Below are 18,832 nucleotides of genomic sequence, written 5' to 3'. Positions count from 1 at the left end.
AAGTGCCGTGGCCTAAATGACTATTGGCGACCGTCCGCAGTGGGGGAAAGCAGGTAACGCAACCCACCGGAACCACCGAGCGCGGCCGGCGCATCCGAGTGAGGCCGTTTGAACCGCTCGGTCTTGTCGGCAAGGATGCCGGCCGTGACCGCAGGAACGGCATCGGGTTCACGCAGGAGGTAGCCTATCGCGGCCGCCGCGCCGCGTTCTCTCTTCAGATCGAGAAAGTGCCGGTGCTGATAACGGTCCTTGATATGCCGCTCATGCCTTCGGATGGCGGCCGCAGCCTCGCTCTCCAATGTGTTTGCGGAAAGGATAATCCGGTCGGCCTCGTAGAGGCGCTTGAGATCCTCGGTGCGGTGGCTGCCGCTCAACGAATTGCTGCGGACGGTGGCCGCATAACCACAACTGCGGATAACCTTGTAGCGCGCGCCCTTTGCCAGGGCGCGGAGATAGAGATCGTAATCCTCGCCTAATCGAAGCGTTTCCCGGTAGCGGATGGCGTGGCCCTCCAGGAAGTGGCGGCGCATCAGCGGCTTTAAAAACCCGACCTCGCCGCGCTTCACGCCGCGCCGGGAGATGTTGCCTTCAACGAAGTCGATCAGGCTGAGCAGGCGGGGCTGCGGTTGGAACTCATCGATCTTCTGGGCGACGTCGGTCGCTGCGGCCTCGTCGATGAAGGCGATGTTGTCGGCAATAAAGTCCCAATCGTCTTCCGCAAGCAGCCGACCGAGACGACCCGGCAGGAAGAAATCGTCCGCGTCGAGGATAGCAAGCACCGGTGAATGGCTGATCGAAATGGCATGGTTGCGGGCGGCCGAAGGCCCACGATTGCTTTCAAAGCGGACGATCGTCAGGCGCCCGCTCAGATCGTCGGCAGAGCGCGCGGCCGCCTCGGTGTCATCCGTCGAGCCATCGTCGATCACTACCACCTCGGCGCTTTCCGGTTCTGCCAGGGCCGATGCAACGGCTCGGGCAATGGTTGCTTCGGCATTCTTTGCGGCGATGATGACGCAGACGTCTGTGGTCATGAGGGCCTCCAGCATCGTGTCTAACGGGCAGCGCGCTTGTCTTTGCGAGCGCTGCGGTATTTCGGTTCCAGCGCGGCTCCGCTTCTTGGGTTAGCCGCAGCCACACGACGTCGCCAGGGTGGCAACGGCCGAACCATGCAGGGCGATCGTGTCGCAAACGCGTCAAATCTGAGATTTTCTCGAGTACCGCCGTGTGGCCCGCCGAGCGCGGTGACCAGCCTTGATCAGCGATTAAAATGGCCGGGTCGATGGAGGCGGCGCGGCGCGGTCTTGGCGGCCGACTTGTCGTCGCCGGCCAATTGCGCCATCTCGGCAGCCTGTCTTTCCTTCTCCCGCGCCTTCTTCCACACCAGGTAAAGCACGGCGAAGAAATAGCCGACCTGCATCAGGACGGCGCATATAACGGTCTGGATAAGCGTCGACGCCAGTGAGCCGTTTAGGAAATAGGTAACGATCGCAAACACGGCCAGGGCGCCGAGCATGCTCACAAGAACGCGCGGTGCGTACATAGCGCTACCTCGCGCTCGGTTCTGTCGTCGATGTCGTCATCGGAGTTCGGCCTTTCCTCCTCAGGATTCCAATATATTGGCAGCGCCCTTTCGCTTCAACCGCCAAAAGCCCGCACCCTGCTGCCACTGTGCCTCCAAAGTCTTTATGTCGCGTTTAGAGCATTCGAATCAATTTGGCCGTTTTTCGATGCCGCATCGGTTCGACCGTTGCGACTCCATGGCAATCCAAAGGCAATTCCTCCACCATTCGGCGTCTTGTCGTGGCCGCACCGCCCGCTGGTTGCTGTTTGGGCAACGATTGCGATCACCTTTTGTTACGAAATTAACTTTTGGTGTCCCGCCGCGCGTGCAGCGCAAAATCTTGCCGCATTGCAGCATTTCATTGGAAAGACTGGCGCCTGTCAATTTTCATCGGCGCCAAGACACGTGCTTGCAGGTGAACGCAAACATAACAGATACAAAGATATATTCGTTTTACGGAAACGTAGTTGCGCACCAACAATACAATACACGAAAGCTCCGAACGTAAGACTTTATCGTCTCATAATATATCGGCTGGCTGGATGGAAATATTACATATCAGAAATCAGTGATATTCGTCATTTAGGCGCCCACCGGGTACCCGCCATTATTTCGCCCTCAAAAGACAAATTCTCACCACACACTCTTTCTTGAATAAGAGCGCCCCCTTTCGAGGGACCGACCAATCGCCAACCTAAATGGAGTTATCTCTATGAAGTCTGCGACCCGATCGGCCAGTTCGCCGTTTTTCAGTGCCGCAGAGACTGCAGCGCTCCCGCCCGTGGGTGGCATTTCGAAGCGAGGCTTCGATATCTTTGCCGCTTCACTGGCGCTTGTCTTTCTGAGCCCGCTCTTTTTGATGCTGGTTGCGCTCGTCAAGTTTTCCGACGGCGGCAGCATCTTTTATGGCCATCGCCGTATCGGTCATAACGGGAAGTCTTTCCGTTGCCTGAAGTTCCGCACAATGCGGCCGGACGGTGATCGGATTCTGCAAGAGTATCTTAGAAGCAATCCTGCGGCCTATGAAGAGTGGCGCGCGACGCGCAAGCTGCAGGATGACCCCAGGGTCACCGTCGTCGGCAGCGTTTTGCGCAAGCTGAGCCTCGACGAACTGCCGCAGCTCATCAACATCGTCCGCGGTGAAATGAGCATCGTCGGCCCGCGGCCGGTGGTGCAGGATGAGCTGGAGCTCTACGACCAAGCTGCTGTCTACTACCTGCAATCGCGCCCCGGTCTTACCGGCCTGTGGCAGATCAGCGGACGCAACGACGTTTCCTACGCGGCACGCGTCGCGTTCGATACCCATTATGTCCAGAATTGGTCCTTGCTGCGCGACTTCTCCATCGTCGCGAAGACCATTCCGGCCGTTTGCTTCTCACGCGGCAGCTACTGACGGATCAGCGCCCTCGCACCCGCACGACCGATAGGTCGGCCGCGGGATCGGCGTCTTTTAACGGGAACCTCATATGAACAAACACGCTCCGTCAGGGAAGTCCTGGATTTCCCGCAACGTGTCTCGTTTCCTTTACCACACGGTCCTGGTTGCCGCGGTGGTTCTCGGCGCCACTCAAGCCGGCGCCGAGGAATATCAGCTTGGCACCATGGACAAGCTCAAGATTCGCGTCGCCGAGTGGCAAACCGCCGAAGGCGCTGTGCGCGATTGGTCGGTTGTCACTGGCGAATACACCGTCGGGCCGTCCGGCGCGCTGTCGTTGCCGTTCATCGGCGATCTGCCGGCTGCCGGCAAGACGACCACCGAGGTCGGAGAAGCGATCGGCGAGAAGATGCAGACCCTGTTCGGTCTGCGCGATCGCCCGTCCGCCTCCGTCGAACTTGCACAATACCGCCCGCTTTATCTTTCGGGCGAAGTCGAAAAGCCTGGCGAATATCCCTTCGCACCCAATCTGACGGTGCTGAAAGCGATAAGCCTCGGCGGCGGATTGCGTCGCTCCGAAAGCGGGCAACGTTTCGCCCGCGACTATATCAACGCTCACGGCGATTCGAGCGTGCAGACGGCCGAACGCAACCGGCTGCTGATCCGGCGTGCCCGGCTTCAGGCCGAGATTGCCGACAAGCAGGGCATCGAATTGCCGAAGGACCTCCAGGGCGTACCCGGCATCGACAAGCTTCTTGCAAACGAGACGGCCCTGATGAGCTCGCGCGACAGGAGGCAGAAGCTGCAACTGAAGTCGCTCGCCGACTTGAAGGCATTGCTGGAAAGCGAAATCCAGTCGCTGGCAAAGAAGTCGGAAACGCAGAACCGCCAGATGGAGCTCGCGGCGGAGGACCGCGAGAAGGTCGAGAGCCTGGCCGAAAAGGGGCTGGCGCTCAGCCAGCGCAAGCTCTCGCTGGAGCAACGGGTCGCCGAACTGCAATCTGCGTTGCTCGACATCGACACGGCCTCGCTCAAGGCGAAGCAGGATGTCAGCAAGGCGGCGCAGGACGAAACCAATCTTCGCAACGATTGGGATGCGCAGCTGGCGCAGGATCTCCAGAACACCGAAGCGGAACTCGACACGCTGCAGATCAAGCTCGGCACCAGCCGCGACCTGATGGCCGAAGCACTGCTGCAATCGGCGGAAGCGGCACAATCGAAGGACAATACGGCAGACGCCGTCATCGCCTATTCGATCATCCGCGAGCGTGACGGCAAGCCGACCGAGATCACTGCCGATGAAAACACGCCGGTGTTGCCGGGCGACGTGATCAAGGTTCAAGCCAACCTCGCGACGCAGTAGGATCGACCGTGAGAATTGCGAAGTCGAGCTTGATATCGCCTGATCGCAATGGTGCCTATGGCACCGTTGCGATTGCGCTGTCGTTCTTCGTCTTCGCCTATTCGTCTCGCTTCGGGCAGGCGTCGATCCTGCTTTACTACGGACTGTGGCTGCCGCTGGTGCTTGTCGATTACCGTCGCGTGCTCGGCAACTACGGCAGGCGTCTGTGGATCCTCGGCTTTGCCGTCTTTGCCTGTCTGTCGGTCTTCTGGTCGGCGGCACCCTCGATGACGGCCCGCACCGGGATCCAATATCTGTCGCATGTCGTTTGCGCCCTGATCGCCATGAGGCTCATCGATATCAGAACGCTGACGCGCGGCGCGATCGCGGGCATCGGGATCGTGCTCGTCTATTCCCTGCTCTTTGGTGTCTACCATCTCGATCCGCTCGACGGCACATACAGCTTCGTCGGCGCCTTCGCCTCGAAGAACCAGCTGGGTTTCTACGCCTCGCTCGGCATCTACTTCGCCTTCATTGCGCCTGTCGCTCTTGGGGAGCGACGCTTGTGGCTGCTGGCATCCGGCGCGCTTGGGCTGCTTGCGGCCTATTCGCTACTCGCTTCGCAATCGGCCACGTCCGTCTTGACCAGCGCCGTGATCATCGGGCTCTGGCTTGGCATGCGCGTCGTCGGCCTGCTCTCGCCCGGCCACCGCAAGGGTCTGTTTCTTGCAGCTGTCATCTGTGGGGCGTTGGTTGCTGTCGCGGGCATCTATGGCGGCGGCGTCGATCTGGTGCTTGGTCTCTTCGGCAAGGATTCGACGCTGACCGGGCGCACCTATCTGTGGCAGCAGGGCATCGAAGCTGCCATGGCATCGCCGGTGGTCGGCGTCGGCTACCAGGCCTATTGGGTTCAGGGCTTCTCTGAGGCCGAACGCCTCTGGGAAGAATTCTTCATCTCGACGCGCTCGGGCTTCCATTTCCACAACACCTTCATCGAGGCGATCGTGGAAACAGGTGCAATCGGGCTTGTCCTGCTATCGGGCATTCTGCTGACGACCGTTCTCGGCCATATCAAGCGCCTCTTGACGGAGGACCACGATACCCAGTCCTCGGTGCTCTTCGGTATCGCGATGTTGCTGCTGGTGCGCTCTTTCGTCGAGATCGACATCATGAACCCCTACCATGTCGGGTCGTTCCTGCTCTATTTCGCCGCCGGCAAACTGACCTTGCAGCAACCCCGGCCGGAAGCGCGCTCGGCTGAGGTCCGCAGAGCGCGGGTCGTGCCGCAGGGTATGCCGCAGCTGAGGTACTGATGAGCCGGACCAACGGGGGCGCGATGACCACAATCTACGGGATCCAGTACCTGCGTGCCGTTGCAGCGCTCGGCGTTGTCGTCTTTCATGCGGCCGAGCGCACCGGGCATCATTTCGCGATCGGCGCTGCCGGCGTCGACATCTTCTTTGTCATCAGCGGTTTCATCATGTGGGTGATCAGCGAGCGCAAGCCAATGTCGCCGATCTCTTTCCTGCGTGACCGCGTTCAAAGGATCGCGCCGGTCTATTGGCTGGCGACAGCCGTCATGGTTCTTGGCGGCCTTGCCGGGCTTTTCCCCAATCTCGTTCTTAGCCCCACCCACGTGGTGGCATCGCTCTTGTTTGTCCCAATGGCCTCTCCAAGCACCGGTGATGTGTGGCCGGTGCTCGTCCAAGGCTGGACGCTGAACTACGAGATGTTCTTCTACGCCGTCTTCGCCTTGACCCTCTTTCTGCCGCGGTCGCGTCGACTGCTGGCGATCACCGCATGCTTCCTGCTGCTGGTCGGCTTGGGTTTTGCCATCGACAGCGACAATGCGCTGTTGGCCACCTATACGCGGCCGATCATCCTCGAATTCGTGGCCGGTATGATCGTAGCCGAACTGTGGCTACGGGACAGGGTACCGGGAAGCAATGCCGGCATGGCGCTCGTTGCAATCGCGATTGCAGGTTTTTCGGCGCTGGCCGTGTTTCGTCTGCCTTTCGACGAGTTCGTGCTTGGGCCTTTGGCCGTCATGCTTGTCGTCGGCACCTTGGCGCTCGAAAGTCGTGGCTGGTTTCGCCCGCGTGGATTGCCGATGCTTCTCGGCGATGCGTCCTATTCCATCTATCTCTGGCACACCTTCGCCATATCGGTTGTGGTGAAGATCTGTGCCAGGGCGGGTGTCGACCTCGCTCTATCGGCGTTCCTCGCCGTCGTATCGGGAACTGCATTGGGCGTTGCCGCCTATCTGCTTCTCGAAAAGCCGCTGACGCGACGTTTGCGCTCGCGTATCGTACCGAGGCCGTTGCGGCAGGCGGCGTAGGTCTTTTCGGTGCGGCGCCTGAAACGCCGCACCGATTCAGCAATTCATCAGGCGCCCTGGTTGCGACGCGAATGCCAGTTCCAGGCGGTGCGGGTGATATCCGACAGATCGTATTGCGGGACCCAGCCGAGAATGTCGCGTGCCTTGTCGTTGTTGGCGACGAGCGTCGTGGAATCGCCCTCGCGACGTTCGACCCGGTCGATATTGAACTCGCGGCCGGAGACGTCGGCAATCGCCGTCAAGAGCTCCTTGACGGTCGTGCCCGTACCCGTGCCGAGATTGAGCTCGACGCTGTCGCCGCCGGCAAGCAGATATTCGACAGCGCGCACATGCGCGTCGGCCAGATCAAGCACATGGATGTAGTCGCGCACGCAGGTGCCGTCGCGCGTGTCGTAGTCCGTGCCGAAGATCTTGAAGCTTTGCCGGCGGCCAAGGGCAGCGTCGATCGCAAGCGGGATCGCGTGCGTCTCGGGCTCGTGCCACTCGCCGATGCGGCCTTCCGGATCGGCGCCCGCGGCGTTGAAGTAGCGAAGGATCACCGAACGAAGACCCTTGTACTGGCCATAGTCCTTCAGCGCCTGCTCGCACACCCATTTTGTCCGGCCGTAGGGGTTGATCGGCGCCTGGCGGTGCTGCTCGTCGATCGGCACGCTTTCCGGCAGGCCGTAGGTGGCGCAGGTCGATGAGAAGACGAAGGCCTCGACGCCGGCGGCGAGCGCGGCCGAAAGCAGGGTGAGGGTGCCGATGACGTTGTTGTCGTAGAAGGAGACCGGATCCTTGACTGATTCACCGACCTCGATCATCGCGGCAAAATGCAGGATGGCGCGCGGCTTGTGGCGGGCGAGGACCTCGTCGAGCCGCTGGCGATCACGGATATCACCCTTTTCGAGCACGCCCCATTTGACGAATTCCTCGTGACCGTTCGACAGGTTGTCATAGACGACGGGTTCGAACCCCTTGTTGGCAAGTTCGAGGCAGGTGTGCGAGCCGATATAGCCGGCACCGCCGACGACGAGGACTTTGTTACTTTCCATGATGCTTTTCGATCCCTGGGAGGTTCAAAGGAATTGCCGAGTTTTTTCAACGGATAATGACAGGCTTGTCAATGCCGGCCGCAATCAAGCACGTGTCCATGTCGCGCGTGTGGCGGGTGGGCACAGGGCGGCTTTTCCACAAAGACGAGATGCTCGGAGCATGTCGAGATCGACGTGAATTTGCACGCCGGGGACAATTATCTCAGCCTTGCCTGCGAGCGAGATGCTTCTTTCCCATCCGTCGAAACATATAGCATATTAATTTACTAGATTTAATTGATAATGCCGCTGGCAGTCGTACCATAGCCTTCGGATTTTCGAAGGAAGGCTCTCATGACGACGAAACTGAAACGGCTTGCGCTCACCCTCGCGACGCTCGCGGCGACCGGCCTGACCCACGTGGGTGCCCACGCCGAAGGCACGGAGCCGGTAAAAGGCGGGACGCTGATCTATCTGGAGCAGCAAGCCCATACCAATCTCTATCCCCCGGCAGGCGGCTTTTATCCGAACGGCGGTATCCTCAATCAGATCACCGACAAGCTGACCTATCAGAACCCGAAGACGCTTGAGATCGAACCGTGGATCGCCGAATCCTGGACGGTCAATGCTGATGCGACCGAATACACGTTCAAGATCCGCCCGGGCGTCACTTTTTCCGACGGCACGCCACTCGACGCGGCGGCCGTCGCCAAGAATTACGACGTGTTCGGTCTTGGCGACAAAGCACTGAAGCACCCCGTTTCCGAAGTCATCAACAACTATGAGCGCAGCGAAGTCGTCGACCCGCTGACCGTCAAATTCTATTTCAAGCGACCTTCGCCGGGCTTCCTGCAGGGAACATCCGTTATTGGCTCCGGGCTTGTCGCCGCCAGCACACTCGCGCTTCCCTTCGAAGAGCTTGGCGATGCGACCAAGATCATCGGCTCCGGTCCCTTCGTGGTCGAGAGCGAGACGATTGGCAAGGAGCTGAACCTCAAGGCGCGCGAAGAGTATGTTTGGGGTCCCGCGAAGCTCGAGCACCAGGGCCGCGCCTATCTCGATGGCATCACCTATATCATCACCGGCGAAGACAGCGTGCGCATCGGTGCGCTGCTTGCGGGCCAGGCAGATTTCATCCGCCAGGTCCAGGCCTATGACGAGAGCCAAGTCGAGGCACAGGACTACCAGATCTACGCACCATCGACACGCGGCGTGAACAACAGCGTCGTTTTCCGGCCGGACAATCCGCTCGTGGCCGACATCAAGGTGCGCCAGGCGCTGCTGCACGCGACCGATGCCAAGGAAATCGTCACGACGCTGTTTTCTGCCAACTATCCGCAGGCGACCTCTATCATCGCGTCCTCCGCGCTCGGCTACAAGGATATCTCGGCAAAGCTCGCTTTTGATCCGCAGAAAGCCAAGGCGCTGCTCGACGAGGCCGGCTGGTCGGTCGGATCCAACGGCCTGCGCCAGAAGGACGGCAAGGAACTTGTGCTGACCGCTTACGAATCTCTGCCGCAACCGCAGAACAAGGAGACGCTGCAACTGGTCGCCCAGCAATGGGGCAAGGTTGGCGTGAAGCTTAACGTTCTTGCCGGCGATAGTGGCAGCAGGACGGTCGACGATCTCGATCCGCTGAAGACGCCCGTCTCGCCGGCGATGGTCGGTCGCGCCGACCCCGACGTGATCAAGAGCCAGTACTACCCGAAGAACCGCGACGTGCTGCGCCAGAAGGGTGGCCTCAGCGACAAGGTCCAGAGCTTCGTCGACGACAAGCTGAATGGTCTGCTCGACTCCCTGGCCTCCGAGCCGGATCGTGCAAAGCGCCTCGCGATCGCCGGCGAGATCCAGGATTACGTCGTGGACCAGGCCTATGCGATCCCGATCTTCGAGGAACCGCAGGCCTACGCCGGCGCCCCTTACGTCCAGGGCGTCGCCTTCGAGGCAGTCGGTCGTCCAAGCTTCTACAGCACCTGGCTCGCCGAGCATTGATCGACCCGCGGCCACCGCGCTCGCGGTGGCCGCCACTCCCCGAAATTCGCGTGCAGAGGATTGGATCATGTCCGCCTATTTGCTCAATCGCGTCGGACAGGCGTTCTTCGTCCTGTGGGCCGCATTCACGATCTCCTTCGTGCTGCTGCAGGCGATGCCCGGTGATGCGATCCTCATCAAGTTCCAAAACCCCGAACTTGGACTGACCGCGCAACAGGTCGCCGAAATCCGGGCGTCCTATGCCGCCGACAGCCCGGTTCTCGTTCAGTACGTGCAGACGATCGGCAAATTCCTGACCGGCGACTTCGGCTACTCCGTTCAGGCGGGCGTTCCGGTCAGCAGCTTGCTCGCAGCCCATCTGCCGGCAACGTTGAAACTCGCCACGCTTGGCTTCCTCCTTGCCTCCGTGCTGGCGATCCTCATCGCCTTCCTCTTAAGTCTGACGCAGTTCACCTGGCTGCGCGGAGTGCTGCAATCCGTTCCTTCGCTCTTCATCTCGATCCCCACCTTTTGGCTTGGGATCATGTTGATCCAGATCTTTTCCTTCCGCCTGAAGCTCGTTCCGGTCATCAATCCCGGCCCCTGGCAGGAACTGATCCTGCCCGTCTTCACGCTCGCGGTGCCGATTTCTGCACCGCTCGCCCAGGTGCTTGTGCGCAACATCGACGACGTGATGACGCGGCCCTTCGTCGGCGTCGCCCGTGCCAAAGGCGCGAACCGTCACTGGATTCTCTGGCGGCATGTGGCGAAGAATGCGCTCCTCCCGACACTGACCATTGCGGGCGTGCTCTTCGGTGAACTGATCGCCGGGGCCGTGGTGACGGAAACCGTCTTCGGGCTCAACGGCATCGGCGGCCTTACCGAACGGGCCGTCGGCAGCCAGGATGCCGCCGTCCTCCAGGCCGTCGTCGTGCTCTCAGCGCTCGCATTCGTGATCATCAATCTTGTCGTGGACCTGCTCTATCCTGTGCTCGATCCGCGCCTCAGGACAAAAGTCGGAGTTGCCGCATGACCACCTTCGATACGCTTCACGACGACATCGCTGCGGATGCAATGCGGCAGACCCAAGGACGGCGCTCTCGCGTGGCCTCGACGTTACGCCGCGTGCCTCCGGGACTGGCCTTGTCCTGGTTCATCCTGGCGACGGTTTTCCTCTGGGCAGTCGCCCCCTCGCTCTTCACAGGCTACAACCCGCTCGAGGGCGTGGGTGGCGCGCAGTTGAAGCGCCCCAGCGCAGAACATCTGCTCGGGACCGATGCTCTCGGACGCGACCTCTACGCGCGCATCGTCCATGGTGCCGTGCATTCGCTGACGGGTGCCTTTGTCGCCGTTGGCTTCGGTCTTATCGTGGGCACCGGGCTCGGCGTCGTCGCCGGCTCCGTCCGGCGTCGCTTTGATGACGCGATCATGCGGCTTGTCGATGTTTTCCTGTCGATCCCGCCATTGCTGCTTTCGCTCAGCATCATCATCCTGCTCGGCTTCGGCACGGTGAATGCGGCTATTGCCGTCGGCGTCACCTCGGTCGCGGGCTTCGCCAGACTGGCCCGGGCCGAAGTCGTGCGTGTACGCCGCAGTGACTATGTCGAGGCGGCCTTCGGCAGCGGCGGCACGTTTGCATCGGTGCTTTGGCGGCACATCCTGCCGAACTCGCTCACTTCAGTTCTCGCCTTCGCATCGCTGCAGTTCGGCTCGGCGGTCCTGCAAATCTCGACACTCGGATTTCTCGGCTATGGCGCGCCACCGCCGACGCCCGAATGGGGCCTGCTGATCGCAGAAGGCCGCAACTACATCTCGACGGCCTGGTGGCTGACGACAGCGCCCGGCGTCGTGGTCGTTCTGGTCGTATTGGCCGCCAATCGGGTCAGCCAATCTTTCGGAAAGGCCGCAGCATGACCGTGTTCCCCAAACAGGTGTCGCCCGTTCTCGAAGTCGAGGCACTATGCATCGCCTATGGTGATGGAACTGCGGAACGACGCGCCGTCCACGATGTTTCCTTCAGCATCAATCCTGGCGAAGTCGTTGCCCTTGTTGGTGAATCCGGCTCCGGCAAGACCACCACGGCGCAGTCGATCATCGGTCTGCTCGCTCAGAATGGTCGCGTCGAACGCGGTGGCATCAAGCTCAACGGAACCGACATTGCCCGATGGACCGATCGGCAACTGGAAACGGTACGTGGCGCCAGGATCAGCCTCGTGCCGCAGGATCCGGGAAACTCTCTCAACCCGGTCAAGACCATCGGCGCGCAGGTGGGCGAGATCTTCCGGATCCACGGTGCGCTGCGCCCTGACGAGATCGACGATCGCGTCATTTCCCTGCTTGCCCGTGTGGGCCTGAGCGAGCCGGCATTGCGGGCGCGGCAATATCCACACGAACTGTCGGGTGGCATGCGCCAGCGCGTGCTGATCGCGATCGCCATTGCCCTGAAACCGCAGTTGATCATCGCCGATGAGCCGACGAGTGCGCTCGACGTCACGGTGCAGAAACGCATTCTCGATCTGATCGATGAACTGCGAGCCGAGTACGGCACTGCCGTACTTCTCGTGTCCCATGATCTCGGCGTCGCCGCCGACCGCGCTGATCGCATAGTCGTTCTTAAGGACGGGCGAATTCAGGAACAAGGCGCAGCCAGCGTCGTTCTCGCCGCCCCGCGCAGCCCTTACACGCGGCAACTGCTCGCGGCTGCACCGTCTTTCGCAAGCCCCGTGTCCAGGCCGGGGGCCAGTTCGGCAGCATCAGGGGTTCACGACGATATTGTCGTCGTTGACGGTCTTGTTCGCGAATTTGCGGGCGAGGGCAAAAGCCGGTTTCGCGCGGTCGACGATCTGAGCTTTCGTGTCCGTCGCGGGTCGACCCATGCGATCGTTGGTGAGTCCGGTTCGGGAAAGACGACGACCATCAGAAGTATCGTTGGCTTCGAAAAACCGACCGCTGGGCGTATCGAAATCGACGGAACAGATCTCTCCCGTCTTGTCGGGGAGGATCTCCGGCAGTTCCGGCGCAAGATCCAGCTCGTATACCAAAACCCCTACGGATCGCTCGACCCACGCCAAAGCATCCTGCAAATCGTGGCAGAGCCGCTGATCAATTTCAGCCGGCTCAAGCGCAGCGATCGCGAGGAGAAGGCGAGGGCGATCCTCTCCCGGGTCGGGCTGCCCGAAGACGCGTTTTCGCGACGACCGCACGCACTGTCCGGTGGTCAGCGCCAGCGGGTCGCGATCGCCAGAGCACTTGTGCTCGATCCTCAGGTTCTGGTGCTGGACGAGGCGGTATCCGCTCTGGATGTGAGCGTCCAGGCGCACATTCTCGCCCTGCTCCAGGAACTGCAGAGCGATCTCGGCCTGACCTACCTCTTCGTGTCCCACGACCTCGCTGTTGTGCGCCAGATCTCCGACACCGTTTCCGTCCTGAGGGATGGGCGCCTCGTCGATGGTGGGGTGGTTTCTGATGTCTTCGAACATCCCAGCAGCGACTACACCCGCGAGTTGATCAACGCCATTCCCGGGCAAAGCCCCCGGGCCGCTGCCTGATGTGGCGGGAATTATGAACAGGACTGATCCATGCCACAGACCACCCCACGCAAGCGCCTTGGCTTTTTCACACGCCTGCTCGACGACGTTCCCGCCGGCACCCGTTATTACTACGCCAAGGAGCAGATCGTGACCGCCGAGCGCTTCGGCTTCGATACGGCCTGGGTGGCCCAGCATCATTTCCATGCGGATGAAGGCGGCTTGCCGGCCCCGTTGGTTTTCCTCGCTCATGTAGCAGCCGAGACGACGCGCATCCGCCTCGGCACGGGTGTCATCACCTTGCCGCTCGAAAACCCGATCCGGGTGGCGGAAGATGCAGCGGTTTTCGATTTGCTTTCCGGGGGCCGCCTAGAGGTCGGATTCGGCACAGGCGGAACGCCGTCGTCCTTTACCGCCTTCGGCCTTGAGAGCGCGGAGCGTGGTGTGGTCTTCGGTCGGCATCTCCAAACCGTGCTCGATGCCTGGGCCGGCCGAGCGCTTGCCGGCGGGGATCGTCTCTATCCCGCAGCGCCGCAACTGCTCGATCGCATCTGGCAGGCAACCTTCTCGGTCGCCGGCGGCGAGCGTGCCGGTCGCGCTGGCGACGGTCTGATGCTGTCGCGCACGCAGCCGCGGTCGCAGGACAAACCGAACGCCTCGTTGGCGGAACTACAGAACCCGATCATCGACGCCTATCTGCATGCGCTTCCCTTCGGTCGCGCGCCCCGCATTCTCGGGTCCCGTAGCCTGTTTGTCGCCGATAGCCGTGCTGAAGCGCTGCGCCTGGCGGAGATCGGGCTGAACCGCGGTGCAGAACGCTTGATCGCCGCCGGTCACAAGGTTGCCGGCAACTCCCTTGCCGATCTGATCGCCGCATTCGACGTCCATGTCGGATCGGTGGACGACGTCATCGAAAGCCTCAGCCGCGACGAGACCCTGGAGCGCGTGACCGACCTCGTGTTTCAGGTTCACTCCGTCGATCCGCCGCACCCTTTGATCCTGCGTTCGATCGAATTGATCGCGACCAAGGTTGCGCCGGCGCTCGGCTGGTCGCCGCAGGAGAAGTTCCACGCGCGCCGCTTTGGTGCCGTCGGTTGAGACTGAGCACCGATTTCACCCAGTAGAGGAGACAAAGCCATGACCCAAGCGTCGCCAGACATCATCGATCTGCTCGCCGGCATCACGTCGGGATCGAGCCTCGACCGCATACGCGCCCAACGACCGGAAACGCGAGAACAGGCGCAGCAAAGCTATCTCGCGCTTTTTCGACCCAAGGCACCCGGCGAAGTCTCCCTGGAGGAGCGGCAGACAATTGCGAGCTTCATCGCCGGACTTCACCGTCAGCCGGATATCTATGAATTCTACGTCAACCCCCTGGAGGAAAGCGGTACGGACCGGTGGCTTGTCGAGGTGTTGAAGGCGGAGATTGGGGCGGGGCAGGCGACGGGTCCCTACGGCGATTACCCCAAGGGGCCGTTGCGCGTCGAGAACAAGGCAGGTCTGCTTTATCGCGTCTCGGACCCAAACCGCGAAGTGCTCGGCGAAAAGCTCTCAGCGGCGCTGGAACATGCCCATCTGCTCGTCTTCCGCCCACGCGAGGCCAGTCCGCAAGCGTTGCAGGCGCTGCTCGACGCCGGCTGGACGACCGATGGCATCGTCACGCTGTCGCAACTCGTCTCGTTTGTCGCGTTCCAGATCCGGGTGATCGCCGGGCTCAGCCTGCTTTCCGCCGCATCGAAGCGTGCCGCCGCATAAGACATCGAGAGGAACCGCGACAATGACTGAACTTGCCATCATACCGGGCGTAGAAAATCCTCCCGTAACCTTCACTCAAGCCGAGATCGGCTGGACGCCGTGGCTCCAGCCCTTGGCCGAGGACGATCTGACCGATCGACATTTCCGCGGGCTTGTCGAGGCAGCGCGCGCAAAGTCTCCCTACTTTCGTCTGCTGGTACGCGATCCGGAGGTACTGGAGGCACGTACGAAGACGGACAAGGACATCTTTTACAATACCCGAACGGGCTTGCCACGCGCGGAGCGCGAACTCGCGGCCACGGCCGCCTCACGGTCAAACGGCTGCATCTTCTGCGCGTCGGTCCATTCGCGCTTCGCGTCTCATCATTCGAAACGAGGCGACGATGTGCAAAAGCTGTTGGATGAGGGGATCGGCGCCGACCTTGGCGAGCGATGGAATGCGATCGTTGCCGCCTCAGTCGCGCTGACTGCGACACCGCCCGCCTTCGGCGATGACCATGTCGCACGACTGGCTGCGGCCGGCCTTGATGAGTTGGAGATCGCCGATGTGATCCACGGCGCCGCCTTCTTCAACTGGGCGAACCGTCTGATGCTTTCGCTCGGCGAACCAACCCCAGCCAATTGATCAGCGCCGGATTCGGCGGCTAACGTATTTCGCTGGCAATAAGAAAGCCCGCACCCTCGATAGAGGTTGCGGGCCTTTTCATCCGATGTCGGATTAGAAGTTACGCTGCAGGCGGACGAAGCCCGAAACGTAGTCGCGGTCGGTCGTAGCCGTCAGGTCTTCCTGGTTGTACGGAACCGATATACGGGCCGCCAGACCTTCGGTGATCGCGTAGTCGAGCGTAACGCCAACGCGCCACTTGTCGAGGTCGTTGTTGAAGTCGTTTCCGGTGCGCAGGCTATGTCTGCGCGCGGTGACGGAGGCAGTTACCGTTGGCGGATTGGGGACGAGTTCGGCGTGTTGACTTGGCTTGGCCCCGAAGCGGATGCCAAGGAGAACGTTCTGTTCGACCAGTGCTGGCCTGTATCGAACAGGTGATGGGCTCTCCTGGCGGATGCGGGTGGACGGGATCTGCCACCTGATAAGGCGCGCCGCCACATGAAGACGGTCGCCGCACTATCGGCCACCGGTAGCCATTTTCTCGCAGTGAGGCGAGGTCCGGGCGGCCTACTGCGTTGTCGCAACCGGAGGGTCCGCACTGCGCCTAACGACCTTGCCCTCCTCGGCCTTGTAGAAAAACTGGCTTGAGACGAGCCATCCCTTCAGGGGTCGAAGCGGTGGAATACATGTCAAAAGCATGAACGGGCCGGTGACCAGCAGATGCACCCAGAGCGGCGCGCTATACTGAACCTCAAGCCAGACGCCAAGAAGCACGCTTGGCACACAGGCAAAGCAGATGACGAAGAAAGCGGGGCCGTCGGCTGGGTCTGCGAAGGAATAGTCTAGACCGCAGACTTCGCACTCCTTGCGCATCTTCAGGAACCCTTGGAAGAGGTGTCCTTGTCCGCAGCGCGGGCAACGGCCGCGCAGACCGGTCTGCATGGGTGGGATGGGTGGCCAATCGTGATCCGAAGACATAGTCGTTCCTTTCAGGCGTCTCGTCCGGCGCTTCCCGATGTTCGCCGATGTTGCCTGACTATGCGGCCGGCCGTTCCAGACGCCGCCTCAGGTCCAGAGGATTAAGCGCCTGAAAGCATACATTGTCAATTTATTGTATGCATACATTGCTGCGACAATTTCGCCCGCCAGCAGCGCCCTTTTCCTTAGACCACGAGGCTGGATGCCGCGGGGGATTGGCCGAGGAGGTCAGCGATGGTCAACAGGCTGCGGCGCAATTCTTCTTGTGTGGCTGCCGCGCCCAGCCCCAGGCGTACGGCTTCCGGGGCCGGGCCGACGGCAAAGGCGTCACTCGGAACGACCGCGATGCCTGCCGCCTGCAGCCGACCGCTGAACTCGCCGCGGGTCCACGGCCGCGGCAGGCGCAACCAGACATGAAAGGCATGAGGGTCGCTGACGGCCGTACCTTTGGGAAGGACGTTTGCGGCTATCTTTTGCCGAGCGGCTGTTTCGGTGCGGATCGCGCCCAGAACGGCATCGGCCGTTCCGTCCTCGATCCAGCGGGTCGCGATAGCGGCTGTGAGGGGCGAAGCCAGACCGGCGGTTGCCCGGATGGCGCCCTCGATCCGGACCGAACTGCGGCTATCCGGTACGACGAGATAAGCGATGCGGAGCGCCGGCGAGAGGCATTTCGCCAGACCCCCGATATAATAGACGAGATCCGGCGCCAGCGCAGCAAGCGCGGGCGGCGGTGCCACCGGGAGGGCGCCATAAGCGTCATCTTCAATGATCGCCACGCCATGTCGTCTGGCGACGGCGACGATCGCTTCGCGGCGCTCCAGCGAGAGCGTGGCGGTCGTCGGGTTGTGAAGCGTCGGATTGCAATAAAGGGCCTTTAATGTATGCGTCGAGCAAAGCTCCTCAAAGGCTTCCGGAATAAGGCCTTTCTCGTCGATAGCGACCCCCAGCAGCGTGATGCCGAGATGTGCGGCGAGTGCTCGAAGACCCGGGTAAGCAATCGCCTCGGCGCATATGGTGTCGCCTGCCTTGGCCAAACTGCTGAGCGCGGCAAGCAGCGCGCCTTGGGCGCCAGGGCAGACCAGCATGCGCTCGACTTGTACCTCGCCGAGGCGCGGTCTCAGCCAGGCGGCGCCGGCGGCTCTGTTGTGCAGTGTGCCGGCGGGCGCCTGGTAGCGCATCAGAAGGTCGAGTCCGTGCTCAGCCTGAAGCGCTGCCACGTCATCCCAAAGCCGCACAGAAAGGGCGTGATCGTCAAACAACGGTGGCAGATTCATGCTCATGTCGACAATGCCGCTGGTCGCCGGACGGGCGATCTTGGCCCGCCGTGCCTTAACATAGGTGCCCTGGCCGACGCGGCCTTCCACAAGGCCACGGTGCCTCGCTTCGTTGTAAGCACGGCTAACGGTGGTGAAGTCGATCCCCAGCGCTTCTGCCAGCACACGCTGCGGCGGCAGTCGCATCCCGTCCGCAAGCCGCCCGTCGGTGATGTCCGCGGCAATCGCATCCGCGATCGCGAGATAGAGAGGTCCATCAGCCTTGCGAATGGTGGGGCTCCACGAAATCTGCAAGCGGTCGTCGTTCATCGTTACAATATCCAGCCGTGATAATTGTATGGATATTGCATGTTTCTGCGTTCCAGGCAAGGCATATGGCTGATCAATGACAGGAGATAGGCGCCTGTCAAAGCTCCGGCGCCGCTAGGGTCTGGTGACACTCGTCGTGGCCAGCAGAAGGCCGAAACCCACCAGCAAGGCGCCGAAGACGCGATCGATCCAATGCCGCAGTCGAAGGAGGCGAATACGCACGACACCGGAGGAAAAGAACAAGGCCACCAAGGCGAACCAGACGATATGGGCGGCTGCGATGAAGCCGCCATAGCCGATCTGCGTGAGCACCGGGGTCGTTGGCTCGACGACCTGCATGAAGAGGCTGACGATAAAGACCGTCGTTTTCGGATTGAGCGCATTGGTGAAAAACCCAGTGCGCAGGGTACCGAGATCGGAAAGCGCCGGAACGTCGAGCTTTTCCAGTAAGCCAGCAGGCTTGGCGCGCAACATCTTGAACCCAAGCCAGATCAGGTAGGCGGCCCCACCAAGCTTCAGGATGCTGAAGAGAAGGATCGATTGCCGGATTAGAAGCCCGACACCCAGGATGGTATAGGCGACATGAACGCAGACACCTGCGCCGATGCCGAGCGCTGTTAAAACGCCGGCCCGTCGGGACAGCAAAAGACTGTTGCGTGTGACCATCGCGAAATCGGGGCCGGGGCTAATGACAGCCAAGATCGTAATGGTGACTACGGCTAACAGTTCCGTCATTGCGTTTCTCGCTCGTTCCGCCGATGTTGCAGAAGCAATAGGCGACAAAG

The 18,832-nt window shown here is 61.3% G+C and carries 18 protein-coding genes; 11 read left to right on the top strand and 7 right to left on the bottom strand.

Annotation, left to right across the window (positions count from 1 at the left end):
- Positions 1 to 20: 20 nt before the first annotated feature.
- Complete coding sequence (locus IB265_RS31765) at positions 21 to 1,031, bottom strand: glycosyltransferase family 2 protein (protein WP_192495733.1); 1,011 nt, start codon at positions 1,029 to 1,031, stop codon at positions 21 to 23.
- Positions 1,032 to 1,255: 224 nt separating this feature from the next.
- Positions 1,256 to 1,540 carry an exopolysaccharide production repressor protein gene (locus IB265_RS31760; RefSeq protein WP_058320938.1) on the bottom strand — a complete coding sequence of 95 codons (285 nt, stop codon included), beginning with the start codon at positions 1,538 to 1,540 and terminating at the stop codon, positions 1,256 to 1,258.
- Positions 1,541 to 2,273: 733 nt separating this feature from the next.
- Between IB265_RS31760 and IB265_RS31755 the strand changes: the two genes are divergently transcribed.
- From IB265_RS31755 to IB265_RS31740, 4 genes are all read left to right on the top strand, one after another.
- Positions 2,274 to 2,954 carry a sugar transferase gene (locus IB265_RS31755; RefSeq protein WP_058326915.1) on the top strand — a complete coding sequence of 227 codons (681 nt, stop codon included), beginning with the start codon at positions 2,274 to 2,276 and terminating at the stop codon, positions 2,952 to 2,954.
- A 73-nt stretch (positions 2,955 to 3,027) separates the two neighbouring features.
- The gene (locus tag IB265_RS31750; protein ID WP_058326916.1) at positions 3,028 to 4,299 is read left to right on the top strand and encodes a polysaccharide biosynthesis/export family protein; all 1,272 of its coding nucleotides are present in this window, start codon (positions 3,028 to 3,030) and stop codon (positions 4,297 to 4,299) included.
- An 8-nt stretch (positions 4,300 to 4,307) separates the two neighbouring features.
- A complete protein-coding gene (locus IB265_RS31745) occupies positions 4,308 to 5,591 on the top strand; it encodes an O-antigen ligase (protein WP_192495732.1) in 1,284 nt (427 codons plus the stop codon).
- Positions 5,592 to 5,614: 23 nt separating this feature from the next.
- On the top strand, positions 5,615 to 6,616 hold the full coding sequence (locus tag IB265_RS31740) for an acyltransferase (RefSeq protein WP_192495769.1): 1,002 nt from the start codon (positions 5,615 to 5,617) through the stop codon (positions 6,614 to 6,616).
- A 47-nt stretch (positions 6,617 to 6,663) separates the two neighbouring features.
- Here the strand turns inward: IB265_RS31740 and galE are convergent, their stop codons facing one another.
- Positions 6,664 to 7,650, bottom strand: a complete 987-nt coding sequence (galE, locus tag IB265_RS31735; RefSeq protein WP_057249491.1) for a UDP-glucose 4-epimerase GalE — start codon at positions 7,648 to 7,650, stop codon at positions 6,664 to 6,666.
- A 333-nt stretch (positions 7,651 to 7,983) separates the two neighbouring features.
- On the opposite strand from galE, the gene IB265_RS31730 reads away from it, so the two are divergent.
- The 7 genes from IB265_RS31730 to IB265_RS31700 all read left to right on the top strand — a co-directional run bounded on the left by IB265_RS31730 (position 7,984) and on the right by IB265_RS31700 (position 15,507).
- Positions 7,984 to 9,621, top strand: coding sequence for a TIGR04028 family ABC transporter substrate-binding protein (locus IB265_RS31730; protein ID WP_192495731.1), 1,638 nt, complete (start codon positions 7,984 to 7,986; stop codon positions 9,619 to 9,621).
- 67 nt (positions 9,622 to 9,688) lie between these two features.
- The gene (locus IB265_RS31725) at positions 9,689 to 10,633 is read left to right on the top strand and encodes an ABC transporter permease (RefSeq protein ID WP_192495730.1); all 945 of its coding nucleotides are present in this window, start codon (positions 9,689 to 9,691) and stop codon (positions 10,631 to 10,633) included.
- Positions 10,630 to 11,514, top strand: coding sequence for an ABC transporter permease (locus IB265_RS31720; protein ID WP_192495729.1), 885 nt, complete (start codon positions 10,630 to 10,632; stop codon positions 11,512 to 11,514). The genes IB265_RS31725 and IB265_RS31720 overlap by 4 nt, the downstream gene beginning before the upstream one ends.
- Positions 11,511 to 13,148: an ABC transporter ATP-binding protein gene (locus tag IB265_RS31715; protein WP_192495728.1), complete on the top strand. Its 1,638-nt coding sequence runs from the start codon at positions 11,511 to 11,513 to the stop codon at positions 13,146 to 13,148. The genes IB265_RS31720 and IB265_RS31715 overlap by 4 nt, the downstream gene beginning before the upstream one ends.
- A 30-nt stretch (positions 13,149 to 13,178) precedes the next feature.
- Positions 13,179 to 14,225 (top strand): putative FMN-dependent luciferase-like monooxygenase, encoded by a 1,047-nt coding sequence (locus tag IB265_RS31710; protein WP_192495727.1) that lies wholly within the window; start codon positions 13,179 to 13,181, stop codon positions 14,223 to 14,225.
- 39 nt (positions 14,226 to 14,264) lie between these two features.
- Positions 14,265 to 14,882, top strand: coding sequence for a CMD domain protein (locus tag IB265_RS31705; protein WP_192495726.1), 618 nt, complete (start codon positions 14,265 to 14,267; stop codon positions 14,880 to 14,882).
- Between the two features lie 22 nt (positions 14,883 to 14,904).
- Entirely contained in the window at positions 14,905 to 15,507 is a 603-nt protein-coding gene (locus IB265_RS31700; RefSeq protein WP_058326925.1) for an alkylhydroperoxidase domain protein, read from the top strand.
- A 93-nt stretch (positions 15,508 to 15,600) separates the two neighbouring features.
- Here the strand turns inward: IB265_RS31700 and IB265_RS37420 are convergent, their stop codons facing one another.
- The 4 genes from IB265_RS37420 to IB265_RS31680 all read right to left on the bottom strand — a co-directional run bounded on the left by IB265_RS37420 (position 15,601) and on the right by IB265_RS31680 (position 18,782).
- A complete protein-coding gene (locus IB265_RS37420; RefSeq protein WP_192495725.1) occupies positions 15,601 to 15,984 on the bottom strand; it encodes a porin in 384 nt (127 codons plus the stop codon).
- Between the two features lie 69 nt (positions 15,985 to 16,053).
- On the bottom strand, positions 16,054 to 16,464 hold the full coding sequence (locus IB265_RS31690; protein WP_058326927.1) for a DUF983 domain-containing protein: 411 nt from the start codon (positions 16,462 to 16,464) through the stop codon (positions 16,054 to 16,056).
- A 185-nt stretch (positions 16,465 to 16,649) separates the two neighbouring features.
- Positions 16,650 to 18,047 carry a PLP-dependent aminotransferase family protein gene (locus IB265_RS31685; protein ID WP_192495724.1) on the bottom strand — a complete coding sequence of 466 codons (1,398 nt, stop codon included), beginning with the start codon at positions 18,045 to 18,047 and terminating at the stop codon, positions 16,650 to 16,652.
- Between the two features lie 114 nt (positions 18,048 to 18,161).
- Entirely contained in the window at positions 18,162 to 18,782 is a 621-nt protein-coding gene (locus IB265_RS31680; RefSeq protein ID WP_058326929.1) for a LysE family translocator, read from the bottom strand.
- Positions 18,783 to 18,832: the final 50 nt, after the last annotated feature.

Source organism: Ensifer sp. ENS10, assembly GCF_014852025.1.
In the GTDB taxonomy this organism is placed as follows: domain Bacteria; phylum Pseudomonadota; class Alphaproteobacteria; order Rhizobiales; family Rhizobiaceae; genus Ensifer.
This window is presented reverse-complemented; position numbering and strand designations above follow the sequence as displayed.

Excerpts from the sequence above, each read along its gene's own strand:
- IB265_RS31765 (WP_192495733.1), bottom strand. The coding sequence starts at position 1,031 with ATGACCACAGACGTCTGCGTCATCATCGCCGCAAAGAATGCCGAAGCA.
- IB265_RS31725 (WP_192495730.1), top strand. The coding sequence starts at position 9,689 with ATGTCCGCCTATTTGCTCAATCGCGTCGGACAGGCGTTCTTCGTCCTG.
- IB265_RS31730 (WP_192495731.1), top strand. The coding sequence starts at position 7,984 with ATGACGACGAAACTGAAACGGCTTGCGCTCACCCTCGCGACGCTCGCG.
- IB265_RS31700 (WP_058326925.1), top strand. The coding sequence starts at position 14,905 with ATGACTGAACTTGCCATCATACCGGGCGTAGAAAATCCTCCCGTAACC.
- IB265_RS31680 (WP_058326929.1), bottom strand. The coding sequence starts at position 18,782 with ATGACGGAACTGTTAGCCGTAGTCACCATTACGATCTTGGCTGTCATT.
- IB265_RS31685 (WP_192495724.1), bottom strand. The coding sequence starts at position 18,047 with ATGAACGACGACCGCTTGCAGATTTCGTGGAGCCCCACCATTCGCAAG.
- IB265_RS31720 (WP_192495729.1), top strand. The coding sequence starts at position 10,630 with ATGACCACCTTCGATACGCTTCACGACGACATCGCTGCGGATGCAATG.
- IB265_RS31715 (WP_192495728.1), top strand. The coding sequence starts at position 11,511 with ATGACCGTGTTCCCCAAACAGGTGTCGCCCGTTCTCGAAGTCGAGGCA.
- IB265_RS31710 (WP_192495727.1), top strand. The coding sequence starts at position 13,179 with ATGCCACAGACCACCCCACGCAAGCGCCTTGGCTTTTTCACACGCCTG.
- galE (WP_057249491.1), bottom strand. The coding sequence starts at position 7,650 with ATGGAAAGTAACAAAGTCCTCGTCGTCGGCGGTGCCGGCTATATCGGC.
- IB265_RS31690 (WP_058326927.1), bottom strand. The coding sequence starts at position 16,464 with ATGTCTTCGGATCACGATTGGCCACCCATCCCACCCATGCAGACCGGT.
- IB265_RS31740 (WP_192495769.1), top strand. The coding sequence starts at position 5,615 with ATGACCACAATCTACGGGATCCAGTACCTGCGTGCCGTTGCAGCGCTC.
- IB265_RS31760 (WP_058320938.1), bottom strand. The coding sequence starts at position 1,540 with ATGTACGCACCGCGCGTTCTTGTGAGCATGCTCGGCGCCCTGGCCGTG.
- IB265_RS31750 (WP_058326916.1), top strand. The coding sequence starts at position 3,028 with ATGAACAAACACGCTCCGTCAGGGAAGTCCTGGATTTCCCGCAACGTG.
- IB265_RS31755 (WP_058326915.1), top strand. The coding sequence starts at position 2,274 with ATGAAGTCTGCGACCCGATCGGCCAGTTCGCCGTTTTTCAGTGCCGCA.
- IB265_RS31705 (WP_192495726.1), top strand. The coding sequence starts at position 14,265 with ATGACCCAAGCGTCGCCAGACATCATCGATCTGCTCGCCGGCATCACG.